General features: G+C 69.4%; 15 protein-coding genes. 5 read left to right on the top strand and 10 right to left on the bottom strand.

All coding sequences use genetic code 11. The features are described from left to right. Positions 1-10: 10 nt before the first annotated feature. The 5 genes from AMK34_RS27715 to AMK34_RS27695 all read right to left on the bottom strand — a co-directional run bounded on the left by AMK34_RS27715 (position 11) and on the right by AMK34_RS27695 (position 7,294). Positions 11-295, bottom strand: coding sequence for a WXG100 family type VII secretion target (locus tag AMK34_RS27715; protein ID WP_073847324.1), 285 nt, complete (start codon positions 293-295; stop codon positions 11-13). A 50-nt stretch (positions 296-345) separates the two neighbouring features. Then, on the bottom strand, positions 346-666 hold the full coding sequence (locus tag AMK34_RS27710; protein WP_073847323.1) for a WXG100 family type VII secretion target: 321 nt from the start codon (positions 664-666) through the stop codon (positions 346-348). 233 nt (positions 667-899) lie between these two features. After that, positions 900-1,262: a hypothetical protein gene (locus AMK34_RS27705; protein ID WP_038519792.1), complete on the bottom strand. Its 363-nt coding sequence runs from the start codon at positions 1,260-1,262 to the stop codon at positions 900-902. Between the two features lie 12 nt (positions 1,263-1,274). Beyond that, positions 1,275-3,218 carry a type VII secretion-associated protein gene (locus AMK34_RS27700; RefSeq protein WP_073847322.1) on the bottom strand — a complete coding sequence of 648 codons (1,944 nt, stop codon included), beginning with the start codon at positions 3,216-3,218 and terminating at the stop codon, positions 1,275-1,277. Positions 3,219-3,286: 68 nt separating this feature from the next. Then, entirely contained in the window at positions 3,287-7,294 is a 4,008-nt protein-coding gene (locus tag AMK34_RS27695) for a type VII secretion protein EccC (RefSeq protein WP_038519796.1), read from the bottom strand. Between the two features lie 514 nt (positions 7,295-7,808). On the opposite strand from AMK34_RS27695, the gene eccD reads away from it, so the two are divergent. Together eccD and AMK34_RS27685 are read left to right on the top strand one after the other, a co-directional pair. After that, complete coding sequence (eccD, locus tag AMK34_RS27690; RefSeq protein ID WP_083650020.1) at positions 7,809-9,173, top strand: type VII secretion integral membrane protein EccD; 1,365 nt, start codon at positions 7,809-7,811, stop codon at positions 9,171-9,173. 23 nt (positions 9,174-9,196) lie between these two features. Beyond that, positions 9,197-10,849 (top strand): S8 family serine peptidase, encoded by a 1,653-nt coding sequence (locus AMK34_RS27685; RefSeq protein WP_073847321.1) that lies wholly within the window; start codon positions 9,197-9,199, stop codon positions 10,847-10,849. A 96-nt stretch (positions 10,850-10,945) separates the two neighbouring features. Here AMK34_RS27685 and AMK34_RS27680 read toward each other — a convergent pair whose 3' ends face one another. The 3 genes from AMK34_RS27680 to eccB form a co-directional block, all read right to left on the bottom strand. Continuing rightward, positions 10,946-12,103, bottom strand: a complete 1,158-nt coding sequence (locus AMK34_RS27680; RefSeq protein ID WP_073847320.1) for a WXG100 family type VII secretion target — start codon at positions 12,101-12,103, stop codon at positions 10,946-10,948. A 5-nt stretch (positions 12,104-12,108) separates the two neighbouring features. Beyond that, positions 12,109-12,423 carry a type VII secretion target gene (locus AMK34_RS27675; protein WP_016331105.1) on the bottom strand — a complete coding sequence of 105 codons (315 nt, stop codon included), beginning with the start codon at positions 12,421-12,423 and terminating at the stop codon, positions 12,109-12,111. A 68-nt stretch (positions 12,424-12,491) separates the two neighbouring features. Next, entirely contained in the window at positions 12,492-14,105 is a 1,614-nt protein-coding gene (eccB, locus tag AMK34_RS27670; protein ID WP_073847319.1) for a type VII secretion protein EccB, read from the bottom strand. 558 nt (positions 14,106-14,663) lie between these two features. Between eccB and eccE the strand changes: the two genes are divergently transcribed. The 3 genes from eccE to AMK34_RS27650 all read left to right on the top strand — a co-directional run bounded on the left by eccE (position 14,664) and on the right by AMK34_RS27650 (position 17,767). Further along, positions 14,664-15,845, top strand: a complete 1,182-nt coding sequence (eccE, locus tag AMK34_RS27660) for a type VII secretion protein EccE (protein WP_073847614.1) — start codon at positions 14,664-14,666, stop codon at positions 15,843-15,845. Further along, on the top strand, positions 15,842-16,564 hold the full coding sequence (locus tag AMK34_RS27655) for a hypothetical protein (RefSeq protein ID WP_007031058.1): 723 nt from the start codon (positions 15,842-15,844) through the stop codon (positions 16,562-16,564). The genes eccE and AMK34_RS27655 overlap by 4 nt, the downstream gene beginning before the upstream one ends. Positions 16,565-16,807: 243 nt before the next feature. Continuing rightward, on the top strand, positions 16,808-17,767 hold the full coding sequence (locus AMK34_RS27650) for an endonuclease domain-containing protein (RefSeq protein ID WP_073847318.1): 960 nt from the start codon (positions 16,808-16,810) through the stop codon (positions 17,765-17,767). Here AMK34_RS27650 and truA read toward each other — a convergent pair. Both truA and rplQ read right to left on the bottom strand, forming a co-directional pair. Then, on the bottom strand, positions 17,737-18,570 hold the full coding sequence (gene truA / locus AMK34_RS27645; RefSeq protein ID WP_083650035.1) for a tRNA pseudouridine(38-40) synthase TruA: 834 nt from the start codon (positions 18,568-18,570) through the stop codon (positions 17,737-17,739). The genes AMK34_RS27650 and truA overlap by 31 nt on opposite strands. Before the next feature lie 73 nt (positions 18,571-18,643). After that, positions 18,644-19,207, bottom strand: coding sequence for a 50S ribosomal protein L17 (rplQ, locus tag AMK34_RS27640; RefSeq protein ID WP_038519813.1), 564 nt, complete (start codon positions 19,205-19,207; stop codon positions 18,644-18,646). Positions 19,208-19,247 lie beyond the last annotated feature (40 nt).

The following is a 19,247-nucleotide window of genomic DNA, read 5'->3' as shown; positions in this document are numbered from 1 at the left end:
GCCGGGAGACTCAGAACAGGCCGGTGACGCCCTGCTCCGTGGCCTGGTAGCCGTCGGCCAGCTGCGGCAGCACGCCGGCGACCTGCGCGAGCAGCTGCTTGAGCTCCTCGAACTTGTTGTCCCACTCCTGCTGAGCGGCCATGTACGCGGTCTTCGCGTCACCGTCCCAGGTGTTGACCAGCGGGGCCAGGTCGCTCTTCAGCTGCCCGAAGAGGGACTCCAGCTCGCCACCGGTGTTCTTGCAGTCGTCGGCCGCCGCGTGGATCGTGGCGTAATCGACCTTCATCTCGCCCATAAGTTCCTCCAGTAATCAGAAAGTCTTGGTTTTGGTGCGGTGTAGCCGAATCAGCCGAGGACGCCGAAGCCCTGGTTGACCGACTTGATGAGCTCCTGCTGCTGCTGCTCGGTCGCGTTGTACTTCGAACCGGCCTGCTCGAGCAGGTCACCGATGTTCTGGAGGGCCTGGTTGAGCCCACGGCCCGCCTCGTCGAAGCGCTTCATCACGTTGTTGAACGCGATCGAAGCGTCACCGGTCCAGCCCGCGCGGGTGGCCTCGATGTTGTCGCGAAGCTTGCTCAGGTTCTGGTCCATCGAAACGCGGACCTCGGTCACGCGCTTCTCGGACTGAGTGAACTGCTCAACTGTCCCGGTAAATCCGCCAGCCATGGGAGCTACCCCCTTCGTTCGTGGTTTATCCGTACTCGGTGAAGTTCGTTTGGTACGGACCTACGACGGAGACACTGCCACGTCTGGTTCCCTCTTGTCGCTCGTTGGTTTCAAGTAGTTGCTTGCGTTAACGCTCCCGGCGGGAACCGCACGCGGGAATCCGGCCCGCGCCCTGCGAATCACGCGGGAAAAAGGGCTTCCACCACGCGATTTAGCGAATGCACAGTGGGCGGTCAATCGCCGCGGCTCATGATTCGCGACTGCGAAAAGTCCTCGTCGTCGTCACCCACACGTGGCCGTCTGGACACGGGTTCCGGCCGAAGGGGAACCAAGTCCGCCGCCGAAGGCAACGCCGGAACCGGAAGACCGGCGCCCGCGCGGAACCGTTTCGCGGCGTTCCGGACGACGGCGGGGGTCGGTGCGGTCTCACCGCCCGCGAGCCGTCCCTTGCCGAATTGCTTCGCGAGTTCGGCGTTCTCGCCCCGGCGGCGTTCGTAGCGCGCCTTGGCCGTACGGGCGACCTGCCGGGCATAGGTGACCGCGTCGCGTCCTGTGCGCGCGAAGTGCTCAGCGGCGGTCTCGGGTTCGGGTGGCATGAGCCTCCCCCTTCAGTTGACGACCACCATCGTTTTGACGACCTGCTCGCAGGCCGCGCTCACCCGTTGCTCGTGCGGTGAGCCGGTGCCGTACTGGCAACCGATGTGGACGCGGATCTTTCCTTGAGCGACGACGTACCAGTCGACGCGGGCACTCGGTTTGCTTTCGCGGTAGTAGATGACGGACTTGCCGGCGTATTCCGCGGCGCCGTTGAAGCCGCTGTACTTGTCCGGCTCCAGCCGTGCCAGGCCGCCGAGTTCGTCGACGAGCTTCTGTCTGTCGGCCGTCGCGTCGTAGTCCATCACGTTCTCCTGGGCGACCACGAGGTCGTCGCCGGTGAGCGAGTCGCTCGGGTGGATCACCACCTGGCGTTTGGCGACGCGGTCGTCGGTCTGCGTCCAGTCCAGTGGCGCGATGAAGCGGTAGTCGTACTGGGCGAGCGTCCGGCCCTCCGGCTCGGCCTCCCCGCTGTTGACCGCGAAGAGGACGCCGCCGACGATCGCCGCCACGACCACCACGGCCGCGGCGATGATCCAGGGCGTCTTCTTGTTCTTCCCGCCGCGCTCGGCGGACTTGGTCTCACGGGCGGGCTCGCCCGGCCGCCACGGCGGCGGGGGCGGGGGCGCCACCCCCTGCTGGCCCATCGGCGGCGACGGCGGCCCCTGCTGCCGCGTCGCGTTTAGCGGGCTAAACGCGCTCTGCGGGGGCGGGCCGGGAGGGAACGGGGGGCGCGGGGCATCGGGACGCCGATCGGCGGGCGCGGGGGCACCGCCGACCCGGGAGACCGCGGAGCCCGCCAGCGAACCCGTCCGGTCCGGGTCGATCAGCACGGCACGCAACGCGCCGCGGGCGACCACGGTCTCCGGCTGGTCCAGCGTGGTGGGGACGACCCCGGTCCGCTCGTGCACCAGCCGGGACACCATCGGGATCCGGCTCGACCCGCCCACGAGGAAGATCGCCGTCAGCTGCTTCGGCCGCAGCCCGGAATCGCCGATCGCGGCCACGGTCAGCTCGACCGCGCGCCCGAGCGGCCCCGCGATGAGCCGCTCGAGGTCCTCCCGGGTCACATGCGCGTCGGCGAACGGCGGCGGCATCGGGACGTCGGTGTACGCGTGCCGCGACAGCGTTTCCTTCGCGCCGCGCACGTCCTGCCGCAGCACGCGGCGCCGCCGCCGGTCCGTGAGTTCGCGGCCCTCGACGAGCTTCCGCCATTCCGGCGGATCGACGGACGACACCAGCGAACCCACGTGCTCCAGGAGCGCCTGATCGACGTCCGCTCCCCCGAAGCTCGGATCCCCCCGGGTCGCCAGCACCTGGAACCCGGCGCGTTTAGCGGGCGAACTGCGATCCGCCGGGCTGCCGGGCATGCGCTGCACCACGGAGACGTCGACGGTGCCACCGCCGAGATCCAGGACCGCCAGAGCGTCTCCCGGGCGGCCGCTGAACTCGACGGTGCGTTCGGAGTTGAGGTCGGCCGGGGCGAACGTCGCCGCGTGATAGACCGCCGCGGCGACCGGCTCCGGCACGAGCGCGACCTGGCGCGCGAGCCCGCCCGCGGCCTGCCGGAGCAGCCGGGTCCGGGTCGCACCCCAATCCGCGGGATGGGTCAGGACGAGCAGCTCGACCTCGGCGTCACCGGCGAGCCGCCGCGCCTCGGTCACCGCGCGCTTCAGCACGGCGTGGACGACGTCGGTCACGCGCAGGACGTTGTCGCCCAGCAGCAGGTCGCCTTCGTCGATCCGGCGCTTCGGATTCGGCTCGTAGCGCGACGGGTCCACCGCCGCCTGCCGTTCCGCCTCCTGGCCGACGAACAGCGTCCCGTCCGGCGCGGCGTAGACCGCCGACGACATCAAGGGCTGCCCGTCCACCACGACGACCTGCGGCTCGCGGCCGTTGATCGAAGCGACTACGCAGGTGCTCGATGTCCCGAAGTCCACCGCAACCCGCACTGTCACAAGCCACTCCCGCAGATCGTCGTCGTCACCCCACGCCCGGCCCTTCCCTCACCTGGTTCCGCGGGAGGTCAGTCCGGCTGGATCCACGAGACCTGCATGAGCTGCTTGCCGTGCTTCCGGGTGACGAGGTTTCCTCGTCCCGGCGGCATCTGGCTCGGCTTCACGTTGGCGACCAGGTTGCCCTCGTCCCGCGAGCCGTTCATGACCATACCGGGCGCCGCGATCTCCCTGAGCTTGCCGAGGATCGGGTCGAACATCGCCCGGCTCGCGCCACCACTGCGGCGCACGACGACGATGTGCAGACCGACGTCCTTCGCCTGCGCGAGGAACTCGGCGAGCGGCTTCAGCGGGTTGCTCGTCTGCGTGGCGACCAGGTCGTAGTCGTCGACGATGACGAACAGCTCCGGACCGGTCCACCAGGACCGCGTCTTGAGCTGTTCCTGCGTGACGTCCGGGCCGGGGAGGCGCCGGGTCATCGACCCGTGGACGTCCTTGACCATGCTCTCCAGCTGCGCGGCGGACACCGCGTAGCCGAGCAGCTGGTCCCCGCCGATGAAGCCGAGCATCGTGCGCCGGTAGTCGACGAGGATGATGACCGCTTCCTGCGTCGTGTACCGCTCGGTGATGCCCCTGGTGATCTGGCGCAGCAGGTTCGTCTTGCCCGACTCGCCGTCCGCAAACGCGTAGAAGTGCGAGTCGGCGGCGAAGTCGAGGTAGATCGGCTGGAGGTCTTCCTCGTTGACGCCGATCGGCACCAGCTTCGTGTTGCGCTTGGAGTCGATGGACAGGACCTCGTCGTAGGTGACCATCTCCGGCAGCAGGCGGACCTGCGGCGCCGGGCGGCCCTTCCACGCGGCCTTGATCTTCGCTACCGCGTCGGCGACACCGGCGGCGACGTCGTCCGGGTTGCTCGATCCGTCGATCCGCGGCAGACCGGTCAGCAGGTGGAGCTTGTCCCTGGTGAGACCGCGGCCGGGGCGCCCGGCCGGGACGTTCACCGCGACCCGGCGGTCGATGTCCGACTCGCTCGGGTCACCGAGGCGGAGCTCGAACCGGGTACCGATCATGTCCTTGATCGCCGGGCGGATGTCCGCCCACCGGTTCGCCGCGATGATGACGTGCACGCCGTAGGAAAGACCCTGGGTGGCGAGCTTGGTGATCGAGGTCTCCAGCTCGTCGAAGTCGTCCCGCAGGGCCTTCCAGTTGTCGACGATCAGGAACGCGTCGCCGAAGGCGTCTTCCTCGGGCTTGATCTCGCCACGCCGCTTGCGGTTGCGGAACTCGTTCATCGAGTCGATGCCCATGGCACCGAACCGGCCTTCCCGCTCGGTGAGCAGGGTGGTCAGCTCGGCCACGATCCGGCGGGCCTTGTCCGGCTCGCGCCGCGCGACCGCGACGCCACCGACGTGCGGCAGGCCCTGGAGACCGGCCAACGTACCGCCACCGAGGTCGAGCGCGTAGAACTGCGCTTCCTCGGGGGTGTGGGTCAGCGACATCGACATGATCAGCGTCCGGAGCATGGTCGACTTGCCCGACTGCGGGCCGCCGACGATCACACCGTGCCCGGCGCCACCGGAGAAGTCGGCCCACAGCAGGTCACGACGCTGCTCGTACGGGCGGTCGACGATGCCCATCGGCACCTGCAGCCGTCCGTTGCCGAAGAACCCGACCGGGGAAAGACCGCGGTCGTCGGTGGGGTTCAGGTTCGGGAGCAGGGTGTCGAGCGAGTTCGGCTCCTTCAGCGGCGGCAGCCAGACCTCGTGCGCGGGCGGGCCCTGGCCGATCAGCCGGGACACGATCACGTCGAGCTCACTGGGCTCGACGGCCTCCTCCGACTTGGCCTCTTCCACCGGTGCGGCCTCGATCTGCTGCGGCTCCGGTTCCTTCGGCAGTTCGACGAAGTCCGGGACGAACAGCTGCGGGCGCTTGTCCGCGCGGACGACGGTCGCGACCGGGCCGGCGGCCTTGATACCCGCGGGTCGGTACGGGCCCGAGACGTACGAAGCCTTGAAGCGGACCAGCGTCGAGGTGTCGTACTTGAGGTAACCGCCACCGGGAACGGACGGCAGCTCGAACGCGTCGGGCACGCCGATCGCGGCACGGGATTCCGCGGCGGAGAACGTCTTCAGACCGATGCGGTAGGAAAGGTGCGAGTCGAGACCGCGCAGCTTGCCCTCTTCCAGCCGCTGCGACGCGAGGAGCATGTGCATCTGCAGCGACCGGCCCAGACGGCCGATGGCGACGAACAGGTCGATGAAGTCCGGCTTCGCGGCCAGCAGTTCGGAGAACTCGTCACAGACGATGAAGAGCGCGGGCAGCGGGTCGAGGTCGGCGCCGTTCTCGCGGGCCTTCTCGTACTCCCAGACGTTCTTGAAGTTACCGCCGTTCTTCAGCGCTTCCTGGCGCCGGTTCATCTCGCCGGCCAGCGCGTCCTTCATCCGGTCGACCAGCGTGACTTCGTCCGCGAGGTTGGTGATGACCGCGGAAACGTGCGGAGCGGCGTCCAGACCGAGGAACGTCGCACCACCCTTGAAGTCGACGAGGACGAAGTTCAGCGTGCTCGACGAGTGCGTGGCGAGCATGCCGAGCACCAGGGTGCGGAGGAACTCCGACTTACCGGAACCGGTCGCACCGATGCACAGGCCGTGCGGGCCCATGCCCTCCATCGCGGCTTCCTTGATGTCCAGCTCGACGGGCTGGCCGTACTCGCCGACGCCGAACGGGACGCGGTAGCGGTCTCGCACCGGGCGCGGCCGCCAGGCCTGCTGGACGTCGAAGGTCATCGGGTCGCCGGGGATGCCCAGCAGTTCGAGCAGACCGGGGTTGGACAGCAGCGGCTCTTCCTCGGCGGCGTCCTGCGCGGCGGTGCCGACGCGGTACGGGGCGAGGAGCCGGGCCAGGGCTTCGGACTCGACCACGCTGAGCGTGTCCGGGCGGCCGAACCATTCGACGCCGCCGGCGCTGCGCGCGCCGAGACGGTCTTCCTCGACGACCAGCCGCAGACCACGACGGGCCGCGAGGTTGCCGATGGAGTCGGAAAGGTCGATCAGGGTGACGCCGACCAGACCCTCTTCGAGGATGATCTGCTCTTCGCGGGTGACCTCGGCGTCGTCGACGATGATGACGATGTGCGGCTGGTCCGGGGCGGGCGTCGCGTTACGGGAGAACCGCTGGCGGTCACGGAGTTCTTCGTCGAGCCACTGCTCGATCTGCGCGAGGGAGCCCGCCATCATCCGCAGCTGGCCGATACCGTCGGCGAGCGCCGGGTGCTGGGCGTGCGGCAGCCACTTCGCCCACTCCCACTCCTCCTTGGCGCGGCCCGCCGTCGCGACCGCGATGAGGACGTCGTCGGGGCTGTGGAAGGTGACCAGCTGGGCCAGCATCGCCCGGGTCAGGCCGCGGGTGAGACCGCGGTCGCCCTGCATGCTGACCGCGGCGAACCCGCGGAGGGTGATCTGGGTCGGGAGGTCCGGGACGATCGAGTGCGCGCGGACGAACCGGCGCAGCGCGAGCGTGGCGATCGGCTCCAGCTCGTCGACCGGGCCGGTCTGCGGCGGCACGAGCCGCGTCGCGAGGCGGTGCGAGCTGCGGCCGACGCGGAGGTGGAGGAAGTCCTGGTCGTTCTGGCGGCGTTCCCACATGCGGCGGCTCGCGGCCAGTGACCACAGGGTCTGCGGGTCGGGGTGGACCCATTCGAGCGCGGCGCGCTGATCGACCATGGCCTCGCGGGCCCTGTCGCGCATCTGGCCGAGGTAGCGCAGGTAGTCCTTGCGGTCCTCGTCCATCTCGGCCTTTTTGGCGCCGCCGCCCTTGCCCGCGCCGCCGGCCATCATGCCGACGGTGCTGAGCACCATCATGCCGCCCATCATCATCATCATGGGATTGCGTCCACCCGTGGTGAACATGAAGACCATCATCCCGAGGGAAGCGACGATCATCACGGCGGGGAGCAGCTTCATGACGATGTTGCCCGGGATGGTGCGCGGCACCTCAGGCGGCGGTTCGAGATGCACCTCGCCGCCCGGCGGCCGCGGCGCCGCCAGGCGCGGTGACTTCTTGAACTGCAGCGTGCTCATCGAAGGACCCCTCTTCAAACTCGACGATGGCGGCCACCGTTGGTGCGCGTACGGGTGCGCGAGACAACCTATCGAACGTGGCCGGTGAAATCCGGACAACGCCGAGAACGGCCCCGACCGGGACCATACGCATTCCGGGAGTGTAGGGCTCCGGCTGCGCCGACGTGCGTTTAGCGGCCTAACTGCGATCCGGCCGCCCAGACGCCCGACGTGCGTTTCGCCCCCTAAACGCGATCCGGCCCGCCCAGACGCCCCACGTGCGTTTCGCCCCCTAAACGCGATCCGGCGGTCCGGGGCCCCCAGGTGCCCGGGGCTCCGGCGCGTCGCGTTTAGCCCGCTAAAGTCGACGCGCCGGCAGCCGGGAGCGGGCTTCGGAGGTCGCCTCTCCTACTTTTGCCGGTCTTTTTCCGACAGTCGATGATGTGGGCACCCGGGTTCGGTATAGGTTCCCCCGGGAGCAGACTCTCAGGGCAGGGGGAAGGCAGTGGCAACGGGCACGACGGTATTCAGCAGGGTGACGGTGGTCGCGCCACGCACCCGGATCGACGTGGCTTTGCCGGCTGACGTCGCGGTGGCGGACCTGCTGCCCATGCTGTTGGAGATGGCGAAGGAGGCGACGCCGGACGGCGGCGCCCGCCATGGCGGCTGGGCGCTGGCGAAGCTGGGCGACGCGCCACTCGACCCGAGCCGGACCCTCGCGTCCCTCGGCGTCGTCGACGGCGAGCTGCTGCAGCTGCGCAAGCGCAACGAGAACCCGCCTCCCCCGCTCTACGACGACGTCGTCGACGCGATCGCCGAGTCCTCCCCGGACAGCTTCCGTCCGTGGACCAAGGAGACGGCACGCCGCTTCGGGCACGTCGCGGGAGGCCTGGCGCTGTTCTTCGCGGCCCTCGCGCTCTTCACCAGTGGCTCTTTCTACGGCGGCAACGCACTCGCCGCCGCGATCGCCGGCGGTGTCGGCGCGATCGCGTGCGTCGCGATCGGCGCGACACTGGCCAAGGCCTACCAGGCCGAGGCGACCGGTGTGCTGATCGCCGCGGCGGGTGGTCTGCCGCTGGCGTTCGTGAGCGGTTTCTACATCGTGCCAGGGCTGTCCCTGTGGGCGAACCTGCTGCTCGCGAGCACTCTCGTGATCATCGTGGCGGCGGTCTGCATCCTCGTCATCGGACACGGGATCACCACCTTCATCGCGGCCGCGACGACGGCCACGATCTCGGCGCTGACGTTCTTGGCCGCGACGCTCATCGACACCCCGATCGCCGGGATCGCCGCCGGCGCGACCGCGTTCTCGCTGGCCTGCATCTCGATCCTGCCGCGCGCGACGATCAAGCTCGCGGCCCTCCCGACGCCGCACGTCCCCGGCAGCGCCGAAGAGCTCAAGGAAGACTCGGGCTTCCCGGACTACCGCGCCATCGAACGCCGCACCGCGGTCGCCCACGAGTACATGACCGGTCTGCTGACCGGTTGCGGCGCGGCCACGGCACTGTTCGCGATCATCGCTTCGACGTCGCCGACGGTCTTCGGCCCGATCCTCGGCGTGATCGCCACGCTGGTCCTGCTCCTGAGGGCGCGGGCGTACGCGAACGGCGCGCAGGCCATCGCCCTGCTGACCACCGGCATGGTGTCCGGCGCGGGCATCCTGCTCGGCTGGATGTGGTCGGCGAGCCCGCTGAACCGCGTTCTGTTCGTGTTCGGCGCGCTGTTGCTGATCGGTGCCGGCGCGCTCGTGGTCGGCGTGATCTTCCCGAACCAGCGTTTCTCGCCGCCGCTGCGGCGGACCGTGGAGATCTTCGAGGCCGTCTTCATCGCGACGGTGCTGCCGCTGGCGCTCGGCGTCATGGATCTCTACACGACGCTGCGCCACCTCAACTTCAAGTGACGACCCGATCGGATGATGCTCTGATGGCCGTAGCGCGGAAGTCCAGGGGGACGCGCGTCCGCCACCTCGGCCTCGCCGGACGTACCGGAACGGTGCTGCTGGCGGCCGGTATCGGTGTTCTCTCGCCGGCGTCGGTGGCTCTTCCCGCGTGGGCGCAGCAAAGCAGCGTCGCGCCGGACGCCGGTGGCTACTACGCGACCCCGCCGCCGGTGGACAAGTCCAAGAAGCCGACCGACGAGGGCAAGCCGGACAAGACCTACGAGAAGAAGACCGAGTGCGTCCAGCGCAGCAAGCTCGGCGGCGACCAGGTCGACATCAAGAACCGGCCGTGGGGCCAGGAGTACCTGCAGATCGAGAAGGTGCACCAGCTGATGCGCGGCGCCACCGGTTCGGTCGGCGCGAACGTCAAGGTCGCGGTGATCGACACCGGCGTCTCCGCGCACCCGTACTTCAAGAACCCCGTCGAATCGGGTGGTGACTACGTCGCGACCCCCGGCGGTGGCAAGGCACCGGGGCTCGAAGATTGCGACGGCCACGGCACCGAGGTGGCGGGGATCATCGCCGCGAACCCGCCCGACGCGAGCATCGGGTTCCGAGGGGTCGCGCCGGACGCCACGATCATGTCGATCCGGCAGTCCAGCCAGAACTACGAAGAAGCGGAGAAGAAGTCCGAGGCGCCGCCGGCGTCCCCTGGCAATTCGGCTCCGCCCTCTTCTTCGAACAATCCGGGTTCGCAGCTTCCGCCGTCCTCCGGGAACGGCACCGGAGGCGGCGCGGCGGACGGAACAGCGCCGGGGCAAGACAAGGGTGGACGGCAGCAGGAACAGGGCAAGACCGCAGGCACGCTGAAGACGCTCGCGCAGGCCGTGGTCCGGGCCGTCGACAAGGGCGCGAATGTGATCAACATGTCGGTCGACAACTGCCGCAAGGCCGACGGCGGCATCACCGAGGGCGAGCAGCAACTGCAGGCCGCGGTGAACTACGCCGTCGATCACGACGTGGTCGTCGTCGCGGCGGCGGGCAACGTCGGCGACAAATGCCCGCAGAACGATCAGCCGGACCCCAAGTCCCCCAAGATGATCGTCACGCCGCCGTGGTTCGCCGACGACGTCCTGTCGGTCGCGGCGATCGACGACACCGGTGGCGTGGCGGAGTTCAGCGTCCACGGGCCGTGGGTGAGCGTCGCCGCTCCGGGCACCAAGATCATCTCGCTGGACCCGGCTGAAGGGTCCAGCAGCCTGGCCAACCTGACCATCGAGGGCGGCAAGGATCCTGGCCCGATTCAAGGGACCAGCTTCGCCGCCCCGTACGTCGCCGGCGTGGCCGCTCTTGTGCGCGCGAAGTTCCCGGGGCTGAAGGCTCGTGACGTGATGACCCGGATCAAGGAGACGGCGCAGCACCCCGCGGCGCCGGGCGGACGGGACAACTTCGTCGGCTTCGGCGTCATCGACCCGATCGCGGCGCTGACGGCGATCGTGCCGGCGGAGGCGGACAAGGCGAAGCCGGTTCAGCTGCCCGCGAATCTGCCGCCCGCTGACGACCGTGACCCCGCCCCGATGATCGTCGCGCTCGCCGGAACCGGCGGGGGCCTGGTGGCGCTGCTCGTCACCCTGTTCGTGGTGCACTCGGTCCGCCGCAACCGGCCGGCCGCCTCACCAGGCCGCAAAACCCCGTAGCACGTGCGTTTCGCGGGCTAACCGCGATCCGGGCTCGCCTCAGACCGGCCCAGATCGCGGTTAGCCCGCGAAAGTCGCTCCGGGCCCCGGGCGCTCCTACTTGGCGGGCTTGGGCTTCGGGGCGGGCTTCGGCGGGGTCTCGTCCTCACCGATCACGGGCGGGACGACCTGGCCGGGCTCACCGACCACATCGGACGGTTTCGAAGCGGGCCTTGTCTTGGACTGGTGGGCCGTCTGGCCTCCACCACCCATGCCGCCCATCCCCATCATGGGCGCCATCCCCATCGGCATCATCGACGAACCGGCACCGGCCACGCCCGATCCCTGCGTCGGCGCGGCCTGAACGGGCGCGACCTCCGGGATCAACGCCTGTCCTTGCTCGATCAATGGTTCCTGCGATCCGGTCTGCCTGCCTTCGGCCGCGGACGGCGACGTCGACTGGTCGTCGGACGCGGCACCGGAATCGGTCTCGGCATCGGCGGAGGTCTTCTCCTGGACCGGCGCACCCGGCGCCTCGGAATCGTCGTGGAGCTTGAACTCGTCCTGCGGGTACCGATGGGTGATCTCGATACTCCGCGAGCCGGCGTCAGGATCGTCGACGCCGTCACAGAACCGCACAAAGCCCTCGAGGACGTTACGAGCGGCCTCGAAGAGCGCCTTGGCCGACTCCTGCGCCTCCTCCAGCTGCGTTCGCGCCCGCCGCACGCCGCCGACCGGCAGCATCGCGGTCTCGGAGGTCAGTTCCGCCGTGTCGACGAGGACCTCGACGAGGTCGGTCAGGATGCGACGGATCGACAGCACCAGTTCGTCGAGCGAACTCGCCAGCGTCGTGAGGGCGTCTTCGACGTCCGAGCCCGCGGCGTGGATGTCCACGATGTACGCGACGAACGCGTCGGCGTCCTTGCCGGACCACCCCGCGTCGAGACGCCCGAGGTCCTCGGAGAGCTCCTTCGAAACGTTGCCCGCGGTCTTCGCCGCTTTCCGGAGGAGGTCCGCCTCGTTCTTCAAGTCCTCCCAGCGTCCCACCAACGGGGTCAGGTAGGTCTCGACCGGATCGATCAGCCCCAGATGGCCGGACAGCTCCGAAACGAAGGCGAGATGCGGTGCCGCGGCCTCGACCAGCTCCTCCCCGCCCGAACCCGTCGCGTTTAGCGGGCTAAACGCGCTCGGGGCCGGCTCGGGGGCAGCCGGGCGGGCGGCGGCAGCCATCGGGTGCGGGATGGAATCCGTCGGGTTCTCCGATTCGGCGATCATGCGGTTCAGAGCTCCACGGCGCGCTTGATCATCTGCGCTGCCTCGTCGTCGTGCCCGGCATGCCGCGCGGTCACGGTGTGCAGGGCCTCGGACGCCGACCTCAGCGCGGCCGCGCCCTCCACCAGCTGACGCCGGATGGCCTCGGCCGCACGTCCGTAGGACGCGCCGAGGCCCAATTCCTCCCCCAGCGTGCCGTGGGATTCGACGGTGACGCCCTCACCGGTCACCTCCGCGGCCGCCAGGTCGAGCTCTCCGGCGGCCGCGTCCACCCGCTTCGCATAGTCACCGACGACGTCACCGTCGATCTTCAGGCCGGCCACTGCACCCTCCACTCACCCGATACCGCTCGGGCGTTGAGACGCTCGGGCCGTCCGGCGGGTTCCCGTGATCAGTTACCCGCCGGAGCCTGCTGCGACTGCGTGGCGACCGAACCGGCCCTGTCGTCGATCGGCACCGTGTCGAACGTCCGGAGCACGTCCTGCGTGTTCAGCGAAGCGCCGGTGGGCAGGATCCTGACGATGGCCTCGGGCGCCGGAACCCGCTTGTTGAGCCCGATCGAATCCGCTGTCACGGCGTCAGGGACGCCATAACGGATCCCTCGATCGGAGATCAGCTGGATCGGCCCCTTGTCGAAGGTCTCCTTGCCGGTCGCCGACTGGACGACGGCCGCGAGGCCGGGCTCCATGTAGAAGCTGTTGATCGGCGCTCCGACCGGGCCGGGGGTACCGATCTTGACGCCGGGCGCGGATCCGTCGGCGTTCCTGCCCTTCGGCAGCTTGTCGTCGACGAACACCGCCGTGTGCCCGTCCCGGGTGGCTCCGTCGCCCGCGATGGACCAGCTCAGGCAGGAGACCCGGGAACCCTGGGTCGCGTTGAGCACCGTCGGCACGGTCTGCGGGTAGGCGTCGAGCTCGACGACCTGGGAGACCCGCGTGAGGTTGCGGATCTTGCCCAGCGGCACGGACATGACCGACGTGCTGCCGTCGTTCTTCCCGGTCTGCACGATGTCGGCGACCGCCGGCGAGATGGCCTGGATTCCTTCCTTCGTGATGAGGTAGAAGTCCTTCCGCCCTTCGGCCTGCTCCGTCGAGAAGACGTCGCCGACCTTCATGTCCTCGATCTCGTAGTTGGGCCTCTCGCCCTTGCCCGGCACGTCCGGGAGCTTCAGCTCCGGCACTTCGGGGATCGCGTCCAGCAGGCCCTGCGAGATACCGCGGGGCTGGTCGGACAGCTTCAGCGCGGAACGGACGGCGTTCGCGTCGGGCTTGATCTCGGCCTTGACGGCGTTCGCGTTCCGGGCGTTGGGATCCGGCGTCTGCCGGTAGATCAGGTACTCACGGCCGTTGGCGCCCTTGGCGAGCAACGCCTCGTTCTGACCGAGTTCGCGGTTCCCGAGCTGCTTCACACCCGCGTAGACGGTCGTCTCCGTCTTCGAGAGATCCGGCTGGGGTACCGACGGGTCGTACATGACCTCGTCGCAGACGCCCCATTCCGGGGAGACGCGCTGGGTGTCCGTCGGCATCAGCTGCGGGCCGTTGGGAATGCCCATGAGCTGGCCGCGGGGAATGCTCTTCAGCTGTTCGTCCGAAACGACTGTGGGGTTCTTCACTTCGGAGGCCTGCGCGGGTCCGGAAGGCTTGCTCCCCGCCTGCTGCGCCCCTTGTTTCGACTGCGCGATGATCAGCAGTCGCGCGGAGGCGAGGTTGAAGGTCGGAATCAGTTTCTTCGGGTTCCCGGCGACGACGTACACCGTTCCGGACTGTTCGCCGATGACGATGTTGCCCGCGTCCGGCACGGAGGGCTTCGGGCTCAGCAGGCCCCAGATGACGAAGACCAGGACGCCCAGCGCGGCCAGCACGACACCCACGATGGTGGCCCGCGTGTGCGTGCGCATCGGGTCGTGGAGCATGACGGCGTCGCGACGGACCAGCGCCGATTGCATCCGTCGCAGAACGAACTGATAAGCCTGAACTTGAGACTTAGTAGTCGGTGTTGATGGCATTCTCGACCTACAGTCCTCCCCGTCGCGGTACGGTTCCGCAGGATAGCCGTACGGGGACCGTCTGGTGTGGGGTTTCTACCAACTCCAGCTAGTGTCAAGTTCCTCGGGACCGGCTTTCCGGGTACGCAGCAAGCACGAGGGGAAGAGAAAGCGCGGATGTCCGTCACCACTCCTCCACGTCCGCCCGGCCCTCCGGGGTCTCAACCTCCTGGTCGTCCGCCGGGGCCGCCGCCAAGGCCCGGCAGACCGGGTGGTCCGGGCGGCCCGGCCGGAGGCCCGGGAGGTCCCGGTGTTCCTCGCGGTCCCGGTGGCCCAGGCGGCCCGGGAGGTCCTGGCGGCCCGCAGGGTCCCGGTGGCCCCGGTGGTCCAGGAGGCCCCAAGGGACCCGGTGGCCCCGGCGGACCTGGTGGCCCGGGAGGCCCCGGTGGGCCAGGCGGCCCGGGCGGTCCTCCGTCCGGCGGCCCCGGCCCGCAGTCCGGTCCCCCGCCCACTCCGGCGGTGCGGATCGCCGCGCCCGCGCGGCGCCGGACCGGCGGGATCAACCTCGGCCCGCTGCCCGTGGCGAACCTGGTCGTGCTCGAACTCGGGCTCGCGATCGGTCTCGTCCTCCTCGCGATCGACATGAAGCTGAAGTACATCGCGATCGGCGTGCTCGGGTTCGCGATCATCGTCGCGTTCCTGCGCTGGGGCGGCCGCTGGTTCACCCAATGGGCTGGACTCACGATGCGGTACATGTTCCGTTCGCACGATCGGGTGGCGAATCCGCTTCCGCCGAGCAGCATCGAATCGCTCGCCGCCGAAGAGGACGCCGTCACCGGCCCGGACGACGCCCGCGTGAACCTGCTTCGCCTCGCCGTTCCCGATCTCGTCGTCGCGCACGGCGTGGACCACGAACGCCAGCAGGTCGGCATCGCGTGGAACGACGGCACGTGGACCGCGGTCCTGCTCGTCGAACCCGCGCCCGCGCTGATCACCCAGGCGGGTGGCGCGCCGAGCCTGCCGCTGTCCGCGCTCGCGCCGTGCCTCGAAGACCGCGGTGTGGTCCTCGACTCGATCCAGATGATCTGGCACTGCTACCCGGGCAGCGCCGCGCTTCCGTCGGACTCGCCCGCCCTCAGCTCCTACATGGAGGTGCTCGGCCCGCTCCCCGCGGCCGCGCGGCGGACGACGTGGGTCGCCATCCGGCTCGACCCGCGCCGGTGCCCGGCCGCCATCCGCGAACGTGGCGGCGGCGTCGTCGGTGCGCACCGCGCGCTGATCGGCGCGCTGTCGCGGGTGCGCAACGCCTTGGAATCGCAGGGCGTGCCGACCCGGCCGCTCGACCCGGACGAGTTGCTGCGGTCCAGCATTTCGGCCGCGGAACTGACCGCGGTCGCCGGCTCGCAGGGGAAGGTCGGTCTGCAGGAACGCTGGACCGGCGTCACCGCGGCCGGCATCGGGCACGCGAGCTACGCGATCACCAGCTGGCCGAAGGGCAAGATCAGCGGCAGCCTGAACGCGTTGACCAGTGTCCGCGCGCTGTCGGCGACGGTGGCGATGTCGATCTCGCCATCCGCGGACGAGGGCAAGATCGGCCTGCGCGGAATCGTTCGCCTGAGCGCGCGGAACCCGCGTGAACTGGACGCGGCCGACCAACGGCTGCAGGGCATCTCGGACCGGCTGGGTGTGACGCTGACGCCGCTGCGCGGCCTGCAGATCTCCGGGTTCTCCGCGACTTTGCCGATCGGAGGCACGGCATGAGCACCCGCATGCGCGACGCAGGCCAGAGCGCCGGTGTCGCCCCGGAATTCACCGTCGACCCGGCGATGCTCGACGCGATCAGCCCCTCCGGTGACCGCGGCGGGATCGTCCTCGGCTCCGGGCTCAAGGGTGAGCCGCTGACGATCTCCGCGCTGCGCTCGACGCCGACCCGGATCGTGCTGGTCGGTGGCCTCTACCTGGCTCGCCAGGTGGCGTTGCGCGCGATGGCGGTCGGGGCGTGGGTCGTCGTGGCGACCGGGCGCCCGGCCGCGTGGCAGGTGCTCCCCCAGGCCGCGGGGAATCAGCCCAACGGCAGGCCTTCGCCGCTGGTGCAGATCCGGCGGCTGTCGCCGGTGGATCTCCCGCGGCCGTCCGAGGACGCGCCGCTGCTGGTGGTGACCGACGGCGGTCCGACGCCGCAGGATCTGTTCCCGCCGCGGTCACCGTGGCAGACGACGGTGTACGTCCTGCCGTACCTGCACCCGCAGGCCGGGGCCACCGCGAACGCGGCCGACCTGGTGCTGATGCAGCGGCTCCCGCCGGGCCAGGCCGAACTGGCGGCCCGCATCTGGCGGCTCCCGCCCCAGATGATGAAGCAGCTCACGACGTTGAAGGACGACCAGGTCGTCGCGCTGGGCCGCAACCTGTGGCGTCCTCTTCGCCTGGTCACCACCGCGAAAGAGCAGCAGATCCTGGGCCCGGTCCGGCGAGGCGACTAACCCGCGCCCCGCATCGACTTTTGCGGGCTAATCGCGCTCCACGGGGGCACTGTCCATTTCGGACGGTGCCCCCTTTGCGTGCCGCCGCGTCGCGTTTTGCCCCCTAAACGCGATCCGGGGCGCGGGGTTTGCCAGTCAAGGGGCAATCGCGTCGGCTGTGGATAAGCCGGGGGTTGTGGATAAGTCGCCCTGAAATGGCATCGACGGCCACGGGTTGTCGGTCTTGTCGGTCACCGTGTCGACATGACCAGACCCTTCGATTCATCTCATCTCCCCGATGTCTTCCGCGGCTCGGAAGCGCGCAAGGCGGGTCTCATCACGGCCAGCCAGCTACGCGGCTCAAGCGTCCGACGGCTGTTTCAGGACGTCTACACGCGCGCCGGCGTCGAGGTCACCCACGAGCTGCGATGCCGAGGCGCCGCCCTGCTGGCCCCTCCGGAAGCAGTCCTGACCGGGCGATCTGCCGCGACCGTTCACGGCGTCGAGCTGGCCAACCCCAGCGACCCCGTCGAGATGATCGTGCCGGAGAAGAATCGCTTCGGCCCGATCGTCGGTATCAAGGTTCGGCGAACCGAGGTCAAACCCGAAGAATCGAGACCCTGGAACGGCATTCGCATCGCACGGAAACGTCGAATAGCTCTGGATCTCCTGCTTCGGCTTTCTCCCCGCAAATCCAGCTGGACGCGACGGCTCCGTATCGGCGTCCCGGATCTGGACCAGTTCATGAGAGCGAACAACCTGACCGACCTGCACCTCAACGGCGAGTTCTACGGTCGCCGAAATAGAGGAATCCGCTTGGCCAGACATGCTTTACGCCTGTCCGATCCTCGTGCGGAATCGCATCCGGAATCGGAGCTCCGCATCGTGCTCGCAGCCGGTGGCATCACGGCGACGCCCCAGGTCGAGGTCAAGTCCCGAACCGGCCGTTTCCTCGCTCGTCTCGACCTCGCGGACGAGAAGTTCCGGGTCGCCATCGAGTACGACGGCCGATGGCACAACACCCCGAAGGAACAAGCCTATGATCGCAAACGCCGAAGACGCGTGGAGGCCGAGGGATGGCGATTCGTCATCGCCACCGCGGAAGACCTGGCGAACGATTTCAAAGGCATCGTGGACGCCGTCTGGCAGGCCCGCCGCGGCGCGTTTAGCCCGCGAAAGGCGCCGCGTCCGGATCAGGAGGGGGTGCGCATGGCGCGCGTTTGATCGGCACGCGCCGCGAGTTCGGCGTCTGGCGGGTAGTCGACGGCCATCAACGTCAGGCCATGTGCGGGAGCGACTGCGCTGTCACGCGTCCGGCTCTCCAAAACGTCACCCGGCCAATCGAGCGGACGTCGGCCGTCGCCGACCAAGAGCAGCGCGCCCACCAGACTGCGCACCATCGAATGGCAGAACGCATCGGCGGAGACCTCGACCTCGACCGCGTGCGGCCCGGTTCGCCGCCACACGAGCCGCTGCAGCTCGCGAATGGTCGTCCCGCCTTCGCGCTGCTTGCAGAACGCGGCGAAGTCCTGGAGCCCCAAGAGAGCCGCCGACGCCTCATTCATCGCGTCGACGGAAAGCGGCCGCCCCCAGGCCAAGGTGTCGTGACGCCGCAACGGATCCACGCCCCACGGCGCGTCCGAAACGCGGTACAGGTAATGGCGCCGCACGGCCGAGAACCGCGCGTCGAATCCGGGTGCCGCCACCCGGGCATCCAGCACCCGCACGTCACCCGGCAGGTACCGATTCCAGCGGTGCCGCATCCGCCCCAGGTCAGGGATGCCCTGCTCGTCCAGTTCCAGACGACCGGATCGCGTTTTGCCCGCTAAAGGCGACGCATCGACGTGGACCACCTGGCCCGCAGCATGCACACCGGCATCGGTGCGGCCGGCGACGACGACGGACTTCGGGACCGAGGCCCCTGGGGGCTGCTTCGCGAGCGCCTCTTCGAGGACTCCCTGCACCGTGCGCCGTCCGGGCTGCCGCGCCCAGCCGGAGAAATCGGTGCCGTCGTAGGAGAGGTCCAGACGCAGACGAACGAGCCCGCCCTCCGCAGTGGGAGTGGCGGGCTCGTCCGGGGTGTTCGGTGCCGTCAGGACGTCAGTCCTTCTTGCTGTCCGCGTCCGCGGCGGGGGCCTCAGCGGCCTCGTCGGCGGCGGGAGCCTCGGTGGCCTCCGGAGCCTCGGTGGCGGCCGTGTCGGCAGCCTCAGTGGCCTCGGTGGTCTCCTCGGCGGCCGGAGCGGCAGCCTTCGGCTCGTCCTTGGCGAACTTCGTCTTGCGCGCGGCCTCGGCCTCGGCGGTGACGGTCTTCTCGGCCACCAGCTCGATGACGGCCATGGGGGCGTTGTCGCCCTTGCGCGCCATCGTCTTGGTGATCCGGGTGTAGCCACCCGGACGCTCCGCGAAGAACGGACCGATCTCGGCGATCAGCTTGTGCACGACGTCCTTGTCGCGCACGATGCGCTGGATCTGACGACGGTTGTGCAGGTCGCCCCGCTTCGCCTTCGTGATCAGCTTCTCGGCCAGCGGGCGCACCCGCCGGGCCTTCGCCTCGGTCGTCGTGATCTTGCCGTGCTCGAACAGCTGGGTGGCCAGGTTGGCCAGGATCAGCCGTTCGTGCGCGGGCGACCCGCCGAGACGGGGTCCCTTTGTGGGGGTGGGCATCGGTTCTCCTCGTTCAGCTCACAGCTGAAGGCCGGCGCTC

The organism is Amycolatopsis sp. CB00013, assembly GCF_001905755.1.
Lineage (GTDB): Bacteria > Actinomycetota > Actinomycetes > Mycobacteriales > Pseudonocardiaceae > Amycolatopsis > Amycolatopsis japonica.
Note: the sequence above shows the minus strand (reverse complement) of the source record. Positions and strands in the feature narration are given on the sequence as shown.